Source organism: Cocleimonas flava, assembly GCF_004339015.1.
In the GTDB taxonomy this organism is placed as follows: domain Bacteria; phylum Pseudomonadota; class Gammaproteobacteria; order Thiotrichales; family Thiotrichaceae; genus Cocleimonas; species Cocleimonas flava.
In genome coordinates this window covers 53,039-68,377 of sequence record NZ_SMFQ01000003.1, presented here as the reverse complement: position 1 = coordinate 68,377, position 15,339 = coordinate 53,039, and the positions used below count along the sequence as shown (strand labels likewise).

The window sequence follows — 15,339 nt, the reverse complement described above, 5'->3', positions numbered from 1 at the left end:
ATTAAGTACCTTTTCTAATACTGTTCTGACCAACTTCTTAGAGCATCATTTATAGCATCAATTTTAGCTTGTCCTGTTTTTCCTTGAATAGCATCATTCAATAAAGAATTAAGGGCTTGTTGAGGAGTTGAACCATGAATACCTGCTTCATTAGGGGCCCAAGTTAGGTTTTCTCTGTGTAGTTGTACATTAATACCGGCATCTTCAAGAATTTGCCTATTAGCAATCGCTGCTGGGGAAGTAGATCCTTTTTCTACAAGATGGTGAGCATGACTGGGAGGGCCAGGATAATCAGTTCCTGAGATTTCAGAATAATACTTCTTCCAATTATTACCCCAAATATTTACACCTTTTTGTAAAGAGCCTTCATATATTATGTCTTTTATATGATCAGGATTTACTCCATCAGCTATGGCGTCATTTTTCCATTTTGCAAAGTTACTGCTATTAACATCATTAACAAAAGAATTTAGAGCTCTAGTGAAACTTGGACCACGAATATCACAATCTACGTTATGAACCCATGCTCCGAAATTTCCAGCAAAATAACTATGGGTCTCACTAACTGAGAAATTAAATACTTTGACAGATCCCTCAATATAATCGTTCTGATAAGAAATCACATCTCCATCAACTGTAGCTATTGGATCTTCCCATTCAATATCTTTAGCTTCTACCCATCCTTTACCTTGTACCCAAAAAGGATGTTCTTCAGTAACTTCAATTATACCTTTTTCTGTTGTAATCCGATGAAAACCTTTCGCTACCCTTGAGTGAAGTGCAGTAACTTTTTGCTGGCTATTAATGAAGTTATTTTCGTTTCGAGAATTGACAATATTACCTTTAGTAATTTGTTCAATATTCACTAGTCCATTAGCAGTCCATATTGGTGTACCTGCTGGAAAACTTAGACACTCAATATCACGCCTTTTGTTAGTAACGTAATCAGCTAATCTAGCATTACCAGCAATATCAGCCAGTTTATCTAATACTCTGAGTGCTACTGCAGGGTTGACATTCTGACCAACTATGCGTCCTACATCTTGTGGACCACAATTCATTACAGTTTGAACATCATCTACAACACTAGATATTATTGACTCAATAGTACCCTTAGGATCATCAATGAAAGCTTTTGCTACATCCAACAATACCCCAGGGTTCTTTAACAATTCCCAAAGGTCATTAATTTGATCTCCAATACCTTGAAGTACCCCGGTCAAAAAATCCATTACTACATTAGCTGCAGCTTTTACTTCACCTACAAAGTTACCTGTTACTTCACACCACCACCCATCACATTCACCAGATTGGTATTTTTCATCTTCCCATGTAGTTGTACATTGTATCTCCTCCGGATCTGGATTTGTTCCATCTGGATTTGTTCCATCTGGATTTGTTCCATCTGGATTTGTTCCATCTGGATTTGTTCCATCTGGGTTTGTTCCATCTGGGTTTGTTCCATCTGGGTTTGTTCCACCCGGGTTTGTTCCATCTGGGTTTGTAATTGGATTACTAGGGTCTGTAGATGCAGGGGTATCACCAGGGTCGGCAGGGGATGTAGGGGTATCTCCTGTTGGATTAGTAACAGGATTTGATGAATTACTACTCATGCTATAAGGTAAAGAAGCACTAGCACTAGCGTAACCTGAGCTTTTTTGAGCTTCTGTAGTATTTCGAACAGAACCTGCATGATCTCCAGCAACTTCGTGGCTCACTGCAGCAATTTGATGACGCCCAGCATTGCTTGCGTTACCAATAGTAACCAAACTACCAACTGCTAGCATGAACATCAGAATGAGATATTGAGTCATTGATTGACCTATTTGTCTCACTCCTAAAGTAGATTTGGTATATTTTGTATATGCAAACATTTCAAATTTCCTTATTCAACATACTAAAACTTTCTAGCAGTACACAACAAACACAGATAGTTCTTTTCTTTGTTGTTAAGTTCAATGACTAAAAAACTAGTCCTTATTGTTTCTTCGGCTTATATTGTCTCACACCTGATCTTATTTTCTTTTTTAGAGATGTGAGCCTAAGTCTACGTTCGTCTCCCGGCTCGAATTTTACCTCTCCAGCCATAAGCGTTTCCTCTGCCTGCCTAATACGAGTTAAAGCCAAATTGTACCAAGCTTTACCATGTTTATTATCTTGTTGAATAACATTTTCATATGCTGTAATTGCAGCAGGATATTGACCTGTTCTATAATAAATATTACCTAGTTTAAACCATGCATCAGTAAATTCAGGATGATCATTTGTATATTTTAATAATAACGTTTCAGCGGTAGATAAACGTCCTTCATCATATGCTTTATAGGCAGTTGTTATTCGAGGAGCAAGAGTACCACTAACACTTTTAGGCCCTTCCCCAACACTTGCATTATTCATTCCAGAATTAGAACATGCCGATAGCCCCAAGACTAATAATAGGATTCCTATCTGTGTTATGGTTTTGTGCATTCTTGTATCTCCAATTTCATATTATTTACTAATCTATATTTCTGTATTGTCCCAATAGGTAGCTCTAAAGTTTGTGAGCTTCTAAAACAATAAGATAACTGCCATGGTTTCAAATTTTCTACGCATTTGAGAATAACATTTTCAGATGAAAGAAAAATGACATCTAAAGCTACCCTCATTCCAAACATATGAATGCTATTACACCTTCTGAATAACATATATAAATTTTTACTAGATTTATTTTCACCAAGTAAACCTTTAGCATTACAATAAAAACTATTTGGAATACGAACATTTTCAAATAATATTTTATTGGAACGCGCTAATTTGACTTTACAATATTTATAAGACATCCCTTAATTTCATCGCAATTGGAAACATTAAAATTATAAATGTAGTAGGAAAAATAAAAGCAACCAATGGAAATACAAGTTTAACAGGGGCCTTTAGCGCCATGGCCTCTGCTCGTTGAAATCTTTCTATTCTTCGTTGATCAGCCTGAATTTTAAGACTTTCACCTAAATCAGAACCAGTTCTTTCTGCCTGAGCTATCGTAGAAACTAAACTAGTAATTTCCCTTATATCTAAACGTTCTGCCATATTTCTCATGGCATCAAGGCGGGAAATTCCAGCTCTAATATCTCTTTGCACTATCATTAACTCTCTTTTTAAAGGTCCTTCTGGTCCTTTTTCCGTAGCCTGAATAAGTGAACCACTGAAATTTAAACCTGATTGAACACCCATAGTTATATAATCAAGATAAATTGGTAAAGCTTTTACTATTTTTAATTCTCTATTTTTTCTTCGATCATTTAAACTTATTAATGGCAAAAATAAGCCTACTGCTCCAGCTAAAACAATATAATTTATATTATGTTCCCCAAGTACATTAAGACACACCCATGTACTGAAAGAAAAAAGAACACAAGATAATAACTGAAGACCAAAGAATTGCTCTGGATTGAAAAGATAAATTAGCTCTGATTGTTTTAACTTATCTTTTAACCATAATATATAAGTAACTGGTAGGTATTGTGCAGGTATAGATAATAGATTTAATAGTGGCCATAAAGGTTTCATTAAAAAAGGTATGGGATCTTTATATATTCGGTCTTCCGAGGGAATAGGGTTTTCAATACTCGTAACTGACAAAACAAGCAAGACAACAGCAAGACTAGCCAGTAAAGGAATTAATAATAATATTTGCTCTTGATTAAACATCAATATTTACAATTTTTCGTATAAAAAAGTAGCCTAATAACTCCATAACTACAATGATAGCCATGACTAACCAACCTATTGGTTCCTCAATCATTTTCGACATGGCCTCGGGTTCCATCTTGTAGATTACAAAACCTAAGAATATTGGCAATAATGTCATAACTATACCTTGAAGCCGACCTTGTGCTGTTAAAGCATCAATTTTTCCTTCTGTTTCTAGTTTTGTTCGTAATGTAACTGATAAACGATAAATTGCTTCTGAAAGGTTTCCACCTATTTCTCGTGATATTTTAATCGCGTTTGCAACAAGATTAGCTTCCTCAATAGGAACTCTTTTAGAGAAATTATCGAGAGATTCATTAAAATCAACTCCAAGCCTTACTTCTTTCATAACTAGAGCAAACTCTTGAGAAACTGGCCCACTATCTTCTTGAATTGCAACCTCTAATGATTGACTTAGGCTAGAACCAGCTTGCATAGCTCTAGATACTGACATTAGAAAATCAGGTAATTGAGAAGTTAACATTTTAATACGTTTTTTCCGCATAAGATGAATCGCAATTCTAGGAACAGCTACTGCAATAAAGGCTAACGTTAAGGCAAGAATATATGCCCCTGTAATAAGGTATGTTAAATAAAATACAGCCAGTATTAGAACAATAGAAAGTATGAACATTTTTTCTGGAGGTATGAATAAAAACATTTCAATCATATTTTTTTGGATACTAGTATGAAATGAATTTTTGTATTCCGCATATGCATTTTGAATTATACTAAAAGTAATTAATCCAAGTATTACTACGGTTACAGTTACTAAAAGTGGAATCAACAGTATCGAACTCATTTCACGACCCTGCCCTTGTCAAATATATCTACATTAACTGGCAAACCTTTTGATCTGAGCTCCTCATAGAATCCAGGTATTTGGCCTGTAGCAATAAATTTACCTTTTACTTTATCGTCTTCGCCATATCCATTTTGCTCAAAGCGGAAGATCTCCCCAAGTTGTATTCTGCCACTATCTATACCTGAGACTTCGCTAATACTGGTAATTTTCCTGCTTCCACATGGAAAACGAGTTTGCTGAATAATAATATCCACTGATGATGCAATTTGCTCTCGAATTGCTCTAGATGGTAAATCCATTTCAGCCATGAGAATTAAAACTTCAAGCCTTGATAGGCAATCTGTTGCGTTATTTGCATGAAGAGTCGTTAATGACCCATCATGACCCGTATTCATTGCCTGCATCATATCTAATGCTTCACCACCTCGACACTCACCTACGACAATTCTATCTGGCCTCATTCGAAGACTGTTCTTTACTAAATCACGAATATTAACCTCACCTTTTCCATCTTGATTAGGTGGCCTTGACTCTAAAGAAACAAGATTTGGTTGATATAATCGAAGTTCAGCAGAATCCTCTATTGTAACTACACGCTCATTATCAGGAATTTTATTAGAAAGTATATTTAATAAAGTTGTTTTACCGCTACCTGTACCACCTGAAACTATAATATTTTGCCTGTTCGCAACAGCCATATTTATAAATTCCATCATTTCTTTAGAAACAGATCCAAATCTAACCAAGTCATCACCATGAAGACGTTGTTTCATAAACTTACGAATTGTAATACTTGGTCCTTTAAGTGCTAAAGGAGGAATGATTGCATTTACTCGAGACCCATCTTTTAATCGGGCATCAACGAGCGGAGAACTTTCATCGATACGTCTACCCAACGGGGTAACAATTCTTTCAATGGCGTAAAGCACCGCTTGATTGCTAGAAAAAGTGACATCGGATTTATATAATTTACCATCTTTTTCGTAGTATATTTCTTCAGCAGAATTTACCATTATTTCACTTACTGAATCATCTTCAAGCATAGGCTCAATTGGGCCTAGACCTATCGCTTCAGCTAAGGCTCTTTTTGTTAACTCTTTTTTATCTATTTCGACAGGAAAATTTTTATTTTTATCAATTACTTCTATAAGAATTTTTTCAGTGAGGGATCTTAAGTCTTCATCGGACATCTCATGAACAGCTAATCTACGCAAATCCATTTGTTGCAGCAGTTGTTCATGTATTGTTACTTGCCAAAGTTTGTATAACTTTTGTTTCTCAATATTACTAGCGTCAACCTCTCTACTAATAACCGCAGTGTTGTTAGTTTCATCTAAAAGTGGTTTATGAGCATTATTAGTATTGTTAGCTTTTTCTATATCATTTATGGGTACTTCTTTTTTGGTAGCTCCAATATGAGTTACTTTTATTATATAATTATGAATCCTAATCTCATCATCACTTGATAATGGACCGTACTCTTCATATTCAGAATCATTTACAAAAGTACTACTTCCTTTAGATTTGTTATTATATATATATACCCCATTTTCAGCCTCTACCAACTGAGCATGATTAGACCCAATTCTCCACCCATATAATCTCAATTGGCTATCAGGTGCTTTACCTATAATTGCATTTTTTTTATGACATACAATTTTTTCAACTTTCTTTCCTCCAGCTGTCCATGCTTCTACTTCAAACATATATTTACTCCAATATGTCTGTTACAAAAGAAGAGCCTTTAATATCTCTATCTAACGGTACTTGAAAGTTTTCTAAGCTTTTTATCTCATCTCGTAACTGCATAGGGGTATTGTTTTCATTTGAAGGAGTTATTAGTTGAGGAGTAACCAAAAAAACTAGTTCTCTTTTAGCAAAATTCTTTCCTTTCGTTTTAAACAAATGACCTAACACAGGTATATTACCTAAAAACGGTATTTTAGCAGTATCATTTCCTGCGGTTACATCTAGCAAGCCTGCTATTGCTATTGTACGGCCATCGTAAGCATTTATGGTTGTAGTTGCATTAGATGTTTTAATACCGGGAACACCCAAAACCGTATTAGATGTATCTACTGAACTAACCTCTGTAGTTAAATCCAAGACTATTTCATTATTTCTGTTAACCAATGGCTTCATTTTCACACTTACACCATATGGTTTAAAAGTCACTTGAGGCCCATCATTATTTGTAAAAACAATAGGAAGCTCTCCACCAACACTAAAGCTTGCTTCTGCCCCACTTCTTGCTAAAAGTTCAGGTTGAGATAAAGTTCTAGCCTTTCCATTTGACTCCAAAAAATTCAACCTAGAAAAAATACTTGTTGTAAAACGAAAGTCAGTAAGTGTCTTATTTGGTGCAGACTGTAATAGATCGACAAAATCAACACCACCCACCTCTGAACTAGACGGAACGATTCCAAAATAATCATTACTTATTAATGGAGTAGCTAAACTAAATATAGGGCCTGCTGCACTCTCATCCCATTTAATACCCAATTGACGCCCATAGTTTGAATCAATTTCAGCTACACGAACCTTAAGTCTGACCATTCGTTCTTTAACAAATTTTTTCTCTCTAATAAGAGATGATATGTTAGGTATTTTAGATATTACTGCATCAAAAGCCTTTTTATCTTGTGGATCAACCTCTCCACCTATAACCAAACGTTTACCTGCTTTTTTGATTTGAACACCTTGTATATCAAATGCTTTTAAAAGCTGCCTAGCTTGATACTCATTAAATTTATTAGGATTTACTAATGAAACAACATTCTCAATTTTAGCTATAACATTTTCATATGTTTTTTGATCAACAGGTGAAATCTTACCTTCAACTATTATATGTTTATCAACTGCTACCACCCTTAAGCCCGGAAACGCTCTTAACAAGGAATGTGCGATAACTTTTTTACTCCCCATATTTTCTGCAAGTATATTAAAGTGGTAACCAATATATTTACCGTTCTTTAACCAGACTTTTACATCTGTTTCACCAGCAGCCGTGGGTATAAAAAGAATCTTACCATCATCTAATATTACTGTTTGTAATACAGAGTCTTTACCTACAGCCACCCTAGATACTTTTCCTACATAGACAGGTTTTACTTGCCCTACATAAAGATTCATATTTGGATCAGCTAAAGATGGAGTATTCATCAATAACAAAAAGGTTACTAACCAAAAACATAAAGCTATTTTTTTTATCGCCATGGTAACAATGATTCCTTATTAACTAATTCTATTATATTTTTAAATGTCTAACTTTAGTTAGCTTGTGTACTCGCTGGCTCTATTATTCTAGGGTAAGTATTTTCAAACATCAGTTTTGGTGAATCTACAGAATCTTTTGCCTTGTAATTTTTATTATCATCAGACTTTGATGTGGGCGTCAGTACTAACCTACTTTTTGCTGAATAATATTCATAACTATCTTGTGAATCATTCTTATCGCTATAAACAGCAAAAAGTCCGTCAAGGGTTTTAACTTTTACTTTACGCATATCTTCGGAATTTCTTAAGAAGAAAACAATGTCCCCTAAATCTTGGGCTAACGCTAATTTAGTAGCGTCATTAATTGGAACACCTACCGTTACATAACTATAAGTAGGAATACGCCCCTCTTTATCTATCGGAATACGATATTTTTCATCTTCACTAGCTAAAGGATTTCTATCAACAGAAAGAACTTTAATTTTTGATAACAAAGGTACCAGCATTTTATTTTTGTCCGTACTCAAACCTTTAGACAAATCTTTTGTTGATAAAGGATCAATTTTAGACTTCTCAGCTAATACTAAAATGTCGACGAAATCACCCGGGATAAGCATATGTGAATTACTTTTTTTAGCATCTACTTCTAAAGTAACCGCTGTTCCTCCATCTTTCAAAAGTTCTGAAAAACGGTCAACAGCATCTCCCCCTAAATTTGAAGCATAGATTATTTGACCACGTTTTAAAGGCACATTTGAAATTTGACCAAAATAACTTGCTGCATCACCAGGAGAGATAGCTCCTTCACTTACAAATTGCGAAGGATAATCTACCGGTGCAACCATTGGTCCCTTCAGAATATCACCTTTTTTAATATCACCTATTGCAACAATAATTCTTTTAGTTTCAGCTTTCTCCGGCTGATAAGAGTTTTGTAACTCTTTTTCTTTATTTTTTAAATAAGTTTGGGTTAAATAAAACGTGGCCCCACCTAAAACTACAGCAATGAATAACATCAACCAGATATTGGATTTTTTTTTCACTTTTTTACCTAAAACTTATTAAATTATCGAGGACTAGAAATTGAATTAGAATAACCAGAGGACTCTTCTTTTAGTGCCAACTCAAGTAGTTCTATCGCAGATAGACCATTAGAAACAGGAACCACAGATAAAGCTACAACCAAAGCAGATAAACCTACTATATATTCAATCATTGAGGCCCCTTTTATCTGATTTTTTATAGTTCTATTTATTTTCTTTAAACTCATTTCTCTACCAAAACAGATACTATTTTTGTTCTATTACCATCACTAGGAATAAAACTTATAGCAAGTTCATCAACCCCTTTTGTCATCACCAAGCTAGACCCTCCAAGCTGTTTAGCCATTCCAAGAGACATTTTATTAAGCACCTCACTCCATTCATTTAGTTCAAAATGACGTTTGTAGTGAATTAAATTACTCATTACACTTCCAGGACTATCTAAAACGGTAGTTCTACTTTTATTACCTAAATCTATAGATGACAAATCAGTTAAAACTTTAGTACCAGGAGCTATGGGATAAATTTTTTCTATATTTATTCTTTTTGAATTATTTGTTACAGCGCCTGGCTGACTAATTCCTATAATCCCATTATATGATGAAGCACTAGAGAAAAAGGTTCCGCCCTCGCCCTTTGTCTGTAACTGTATAGAATACAAGAATTCTCCATCAAAGTAAGAATGATATATCCACTCTGAAGTTTTTACCGATTTGACTTTTCCATCCCATAATTCATTGAAATAAGCTAATATTTCTTTATTACCCTTAGAGGATCTAAAGACATACGTTTTGACATCAAGCTTACCAAGATTTACCTTTCCTGCAACTTCACTCACCTTCATAAAACTGGGAAATTTAATATCTGGGATTTCTTTTGCAATAACACCATTGATTAATAATGAAGACAGAAAGATGCATAAGATTGTTTTTGTCATTCTCACCATACGCTAATACTGTCCTAGATGGGTTTCATCTAATAACAACTCATCATCTATTTTATCAACATCGATGTCCCAAAGCTCTTCTACAAACGGTCTAAAGAAAATATAAGGAAACTTCATCGCTTCCACAACAAAGTCTAAACTATCTTCTTGAAACTTGGCCTTCATATCTCTAACTCTTTCAATATTATCATCGCTACCACCAGCACCCCAGCCATCAACAAGGATAGAATTTGATGCAGTAAAAGACATTACATCATTTACAAAAGGTGTTGAATTTTCAATATATTGAGACTCACCCATCCAAGTTGGGGTTTTGGCAGAAGTACTGACGGTTTCCGTGTAATAACCTTTATCTTCTAAAGATGAGAACCCACCATCCATCATCCATCCATAGAGACCAAAGATTGTATCTATTGCACTAAAACCTGGCGCTTCAGTTTGATTTTCAATCAATGAAAAGTATTGTTTTGATGTATCCGCAGTATTACTCTTGGTTTTTAATAACTCTTCGTACTGTTCAGTATTATGATTATTAAAATAATGCATGGAATCCACGTTCATATTTTGTTGATCTGAATCATTTTTTTGTTCGCCATAAATTAAAGTATTCCCATTCCCCAATACTCTATGGTTTGATTCATTTTCTATATGGGATGATAGTTTCTGCTGTGTATTAGAGCTATCATATTCACCAACACTTCCGTGCCATACTGTTCTTTCCCAAGCAGAATATCTGGCTGCACTCTCTGTAGAATGTCGAATATCCATATACTTACCAAGCATCGGAATTAAGAAAAACATGCTTAACAGAACAGTACTTGCTGCAACGAGAAACTCAACCCAAACAGCACCATTTTGATTTCTTCTTAACATTTAATTAGGTATCGTCAAAAGAATCTGAGTCCTTTCCGCTGGACTAATGGCAACCAATCTAGCTTGCCAATACGGATTAAATAAGTTGCCAAACTCTTCTTGAAGATCTTCCCTTCTAAAAGCATCCAAATCATACGATCTTGAATAATATGGCTCAGCTTTAGAAATAGAGTACATTTTACTCGATTTCAAAGTACCTTTTTCTTCAATATCAAATCTTGGGCCTACTTGCCCACCATTACTTTCAACAATCTCCTTCCATGTTCTTACACTTCCTGCATCTTTGGCAGCAACTGCAATAAATGATGGTGGTATAGGATTCTGATTATCATCCCCCAAATAGAAGAAACGCTGAAGACCACTAGTACCACCTAATTTATTATCCCCATATTCATTTACTGCAAACCCGGCTGACATAGAATTTTCTCTAGCATTATCCCATTTACTATTTGAATTATAACTTGAATAATTACCTGATTGATTAGAAGTATGTGCTGCGCCCCATCCTATAGGAAGGGTTTCTTCTGGAGACTGCCAGCCAAAGTCCTTAGGATCCCAGCTAAAAGTTCTGGTCCAAAGACTAACCGTATCCATAGCACTCCACTCCCAAACATATTTCCCGTTTTGAGTTTTACGATCAAACTCATTCCCACCTTTTTTGTCAATCCATGCTTCAAAGAATAACGGTATAGCAGGGGGATGAATCCATTCATAGCTTCTTCCCTTCATAAAATCATCGCCGGACTCTTTTACAACAGATGCAAAATCATCATATCGCCCTAAGTCAGAAGTCCCTGTATTAGCTTCTTCTGTTCTTTTTGCAAAAGCTTCAACATCTTGAAAGCCGAAAGATAATAAATTAGCATTCCCTATCGCACTCATCACTGCATCGGGATCATTATCTTTTAACACATCATGAAAAGTACTTTGAATTAAACCTTTTGTGGCGTTATGCAAAAGGAACTGAGCCTGAGATAAAGCCCGGATAACAGCATTAGCTTCGTAAACAAGAAGCGTGCTCATTCCTTCGATAATCGGCTCTGATACCGATACAGCAATTTCAAAAGCATTAAAATAGCCTTGGATAACCTGCCCAATAATTGGAATCCAAGAAACGAGGTCAGCGACGTCGCTTAGATTTTCAGTGGCTTCTATTAGCATTTTTTGCCATGAAACAAGACCCACCATTTGACCAATCGCCACTTGATTTACAATCATGGCACGGTTTGTATACGCCATGAAATTTAATTCTCTAGACACGACTACTGCCGTACTATAGGAAGCGGCATCAACTGCATTTTGTAACTTTAATTTATGAGTTACTACTTGACCACTATTAAACATAGCTAAGAGAGATAATCCTAAAACAGAGAACATGACTAAAGTCAGAACCGTTGCATAACCCCTCTGTTTATACTTTACACTCTTTGAAAGTATATAAGTATTGAGGATTTTGTTTCTGAAACAGAAATAAAATCTCTTAACTAAAAATAAGAACATTAATAAAAAACACTCAATAATTTTAAGAAATGCATATAGCTTCTATAAACTATATGCATTTTGCTATCTAAGAAAACGACAAAATATAAAGTCGTTTACTCTCCGCCAGTACTCGTATTTGCTCCAAAAGTACCCATATCAACAGCTTGCTTGGCTTTCTCTTCTGCTTTACCCGCAGTAGTTTTAGCAGCAGCAGCAGAAGTACTTGCAGCACCATGATCACCAGATACTTCCGCAGCCAAGTTAGCAACCTGATGTTGAACTGTTTTACCAAAGTAACCGTATGCACCGATTGCTGCAACTGCGATAAGCGCAACAATAACAATATACTCAGTCATACCCTGACCTAATTGTTGCTTTTTCATGTTCATATTTACTGCATTTTTCATTGAAAACTCCTTACATTATATTAAAAAACTATCCCTAAAATGAGGCACCCTTGAGACGAGCAAATCATTAATTGTCTTTATAGCAAAATACTATCTAAAAAGTAAAGTTATATTCTGTTTTATGAAATTAGGTCATACAAATTTAATATAAATGGTAAAAATGTGTGTAAAAAACATACAGTTATAATAACAGAAGTAATGACTTATACAGTTTTAAAGAGGTTACTAAAAATCAAAATACCTATACACAAAAGTGCAAAACAAACTAACAAAATAATAACCGAACCATATTTTGAATAAGGTGTGTTACCGGTGACGACTTTTATTTCTTTAATTTTACCTTTTCTATAATTTGATAAAAAAGTGTCTAATTCCCCTTTTTTAGATATAAAGCCCGCGAAACCAAAACTATTTGAAATAGCAATTGGGGTTTGCAGTTCAAAAGAACGTATTTTTGCTAAATTCAAAAAATATTTTTTAACCCACAGAGGCTTAAGCGCCCCAAGGTTCCCAACATTAACCAGCAAATTTGAATTAACAGCCTTTTTTCTTAACTCATTTCCAAACATAACCTCATAACATATCATTGGCGTTATAGTTAAACCTTTTGCTTTTATGCTACCCCCTAAAGAAGAATCACTAACGGTGGAACTTTGAAAAGATCCTGGTATCCATAAATCTAAAATTGAAAACCAAGTAGGAATATATTCGCCAACCGGAACTAAATGTTGTTTTGTATAAACTTCTTTTTGGGTACTACCCAAGAATATAGAGTTTTTATGTTGAGCCCCAACTCTGCCATAACTACCGAATAGAACTTCGGTGCTTTTTTCATCTATTTGTTTAAATCCGTCATTTAGAGATTCATTCAAATCAGCATAACTTCCTATGCCCGTAGATGATTCAGGCCAAATAGATAAATCTAATGCATCTTCTGATAAAACCAAATCCTGGAAGTTCTTGGAAGACTTCACCCTCTCATCCAGTTGATTATTTATAGTTGAACCTAACCCATCACTGAAAACCTGAATAACCACTGGTTCTTTATATTGTTTGGTATAGACCAAGGTATTAACAAAAAAAGTAGAGAGCAACAAAATAGTTAATACCTTTAATACTAACAAATTAGTTTTCGAATTCTTTATATTTATAAAAGCAAAGGCTAAAAGTGACGCTACTAAATAAATAATAAAACTTACACCTAACTCTCCAAATATGGCATACCAGCCACGAAAAAAAGTACCTGAAAAAACGTGAGAGGCTTGAAACCATGGAAAACCCGAAAAATACCAAGTTTTAACCCACTCTACTAAAGTAAATGCGGGTGCCACAATTGCCACAAACCAGATTATCGAATTTCTCTTTTTTCTTGAATAAAGCGTTAAGAAAAGACAAAGAACAGCAAAAGGTAAACTTAACAAAAATATAGCAAGCACCTCAAACCCCAGTAGAACTATATGACTAGTTGCCTCGTAACTATTATCAACTACAAAAAACCAATACAAACCCACAAAGTAGTACGACAAACCATAAGATAGACCTACTATATCTGCATGTTTAAAAGTTTTATTCTGCAAAAACACAATCAATAAAACATTACTCAAGATAAAAAGTACAGGAAACGAAACAATAAATGACAACGCTGATATACCACCTAGTATGAGGGGGTAAATAACATTTGAGTTTTCTGCTTTTAACCTAATGTAAGATATCTGCATTTTGCTCTACATAAAAAACAAGTAAGTTAAATTCATTTAATATCGCAGTGCCAAAGTAAAATCTTTGTTTTACCCAGCAGACCTTGTTGTTGAACTTCGGTATTTTTCTTATTTAAACGTTTTATAACCTTAAGCGGTATCCCAGTTTTTCTAGAAACTTTCAATAAATTGTCAGAATTTGAGCCATTAAAAAAACCACGAACAGTGGTTCCATTCACTTCAACATATGTGTAACGCTTTTTATTAAAATTTGTATGGCATGAGTTAGGTATATTGTTTGGTATTCCAATTAGAGAATCTTTTCCTTCCTTTTTAAAAGTATTTTTTTGATTATAAATACTCATTACCTTTCTGACATAATTGACTGTTTCCTTATAGGGTGGAATACCTCGATATTTATCAACGGCTCCTTCACCTGCATTATAAGAAGCGGCTATTAATTCATACTTATACTTAAAACGGTTTTGTAAAAATTTTAAATATTTCACCCCGCCAACAATATTCTGTTTTGCATTAAAGCTATCAATTACTCCGAATCTTCTGGCCGTAAATGGCATTAATTGCATTAAACCTTCTGCACCCTTATGTGAAACTGCATCAACTTTAAAACAGCTCTCGGAAGCAATAATCGCCTTTATAAAATACGGATCAACTCCATACAAATATCCAGTTTCATTAATAAACGCATCATATGTATTATTTTTATGACAAGAACTTAAATTGGCATACTTGCGTCTCAGATTTTTTTTCTTCTGAAAATTGCGCGCACCAATTATTACTTTTTTAGTAGACGTTTCTTGAGTTACACTTTTTGAAGTAATTAATTCATAACCATTCACTTTAAACGAGAACAGAATAAATATAAAAAAAGAAAGATAAATATACACGAATAAAGAAAACCTAACCTATTGCATCAATAAGTAATATGTAAAAAGTCTAAATATAAATAAATGAATAAATAAGAATCAAGTTAATAGGACTATTCACCACGGAATAATGAAATTTCTTATAAAAAGACTAAGATGATAAAAACTCAACATCTCCTCAGATTAGTCCATTAGTTATAAAAGTGCGAGGATATACCTACTAAGAAAATAAAAACGAGAGCAATAAAACC

Annotated in this window: 15 protein-coding genes; all 15 read right to left on the bottom strand. The window is 34.5% G+C overall.

Annotation, left to right across the window (positions count from 1 at the left end):
* Positions 1-14 precede the first annotated feature (14 nt).
* The 15 genes from EV695_RS06450 to EV695_RS06385 all read right to left on the bottom strand — a co-directional run bounded on the left by EV695_RS06450 (position 15) and on the right by EV695_RS06385 (position 15,061).
* On the bottom strand, positions 15-1,874 hold the full coding sequence (locus tag EV695_RS06450; RefSeq protein WP_131905137.1) for a polymorphic toxin-type HINT domain-containing protein: 1,860 nt from the start codon (positions 1,872-1,874) through the stop codon (positions 15-17).
* A 103-nt stretch (positions 1,875-1,977) separates the two neighbouring features.
* Positions 1,978-2,469 carry a tetratricopeptide repeat protein gene (locus EV695_RS06445; protein ID WP_131905136.1) on the bottom strand — a complete coding sequence of 164 codons (492 nt, stop codon included), beginning with the start codon at positions 2,467-2,469 and terminating at the stop codon, positions 1,978-1,980.
* Complete coding sequence (locus EV695_RS20545) at positions 2,454-2,822, bottom strand: DUF192 domain-containing protein (RefSeq protein WP_131905135.1); 369 nt, start codon at positions 2,820-2,822, stop codon at positions 2,454-2,456. Before EV695_RS20545 ends, EV695_RS06445 begins: the two co-directional genes overlap by 16 nt.
* The gene (locus EV695_RS06435; protein WP_131905134.1) at positions 2,812-3,690 is read right to left on the bottom strand and encodes a type II secretion system F family protein; all 879 of its coding nucleotides are present in this window, start codon (positions 3,688-3,690) and stop codon (positions 2,812-2,814) included. Before EV695_RS06435 ends, EV695_RS20545 begins: the two co-directional genes overlap by 11 nt.
* Entirely contained in the window at positions 3,683-4,534 is an 852-nt protein-coding gene (locus EV695_RS06430) for a type II secretion system F family protein (RefSeq protein ID WP_131905133.1), read from the bottom strand. Before EV695_RS06430 ends, EV695_RS06435 begins: the two co-directional genes overlap by 8 nt.
* Positions 4,531-6,243 (bottom strand): TadA family conjugal transfer-associated ATPase, encoded by a 1,713-nt coding sequence (locus EV695_RS06425; RefSeq protein ID WP_131905132.1) that lies wholly within the window; start codon positions 6,241-6,243, stop codon positions 4,531-4,533. The genes EV695_RS06430 and EV695_RS06425 overlap by 4 nt, the downstream gene beginning before the upstream one ends.
* A gap of 4 nt (positions 6,244-6,247) precedes the next feature.
* Positions 6,248-7,753 carry a type II and III secretion system protein family protein gene (locus EV695_RS06420; protein ID WP_131905131.1) on the bottom strand — a complete coding sequence of 502 codons (1,506 nt, stop codon included), beginning with the start codon at positions 7,751-7,753 and terminating at the stop codon, positions 6,248-6,250.
* 53 nt (positions 7,754-7,806) lie between these two features.
* On the bottom strand, positions 7,807-8,796 hold the full coding sequence (cpaB, locus tag EV695_RS06415; protein ID WP_131905130.1) for a Flp pilus assembly protein CpaB: 990 nt from the start codon (positions 8,794-8,796) through the stop codon (positions 7,807-7,809).
* A 23-nt stretch (positions 8,797-8,819) separates the two neighbouring features.
* Positions 8,820-8,969, bottom strand: coding sequence for a hypothetical protein (locus tag EV695_RS20130; RefSeq protein ID WP_165874638.1), 150 nt, complete (start codon positions 8,967-8,969; stop codon positions 8,820-8,822).
* Between the two features lie 50 nt (positions 8,970-9,019).
* Positions 9,020-9,733, bottom strand: a complete 714-nt coding sequence (locus EV695_RS06410) for a hypothetical protein (protein WP_131905129.1) — start codon at positions 9,731-9,733, stop codon at positions 9,020-9,022.
* A 12-nt stretch (positions 9,734-9,745) separates the two neighbouring features.
* The gene (locus EV695_RS06405; RefSeq protein ID WP_131905128.1) at positions 9,746-10,615 is read right to left on the bottom strand and encodes a hypothetical protein; all 870 of its coding nucleotides are present in this window, start codon (positions 10,613-10,615) and stop codon (positions 9,746-9,748) included.
* Positions 10,616-12,115 (bottom strand): Tad domain-containing protein, encoded by a 1,500-nt coding sequence (locus EV695_RS06400; RefSeq protein WP_131905127.1) that lies wholly within the window; start codon positions 12,113-12,115, stop codon positions 10,616-10,618.
* Positions 12,116-12,210: 95 nt separating this feature from the next.
* A complete protein-coding gene (locus EV695_RS06395; RefSeq protein WP_207906992.1) occupies positions 12,211-12,504 on the bottom strand; it encodes a Flp family type IVb pilin in 294 nt (97 codons plus the stop codon).
* 203 nt (positions 12,505-12,707) lie between these two features.
* A complete protein-coding gene (gene lnt, locus EV695_RS06390) occupies positions 12,708-14,222 on the bottom strand; it encodes an apolipoprotein N-acyltransferase (protein WP_131905126.1) in 1,515 nt (504 codons plus the stop codon).
* Positions 14,223-14,254: 32 nt separating this feature from the next.
* On the bottom strand, positions 14,255-15,061 hold the full coding sequence (locus EV695_RS06385; RefSeq protein ID WP_165874637.1) for a lytic transglycosylase domain-containing protein: 807 nt from the start codon (positions 15,059-15,061) through the stop codon (positions 14,255-14,257).
* Positions 15,062-15,339: the final 278 nt, after the last annotated feature.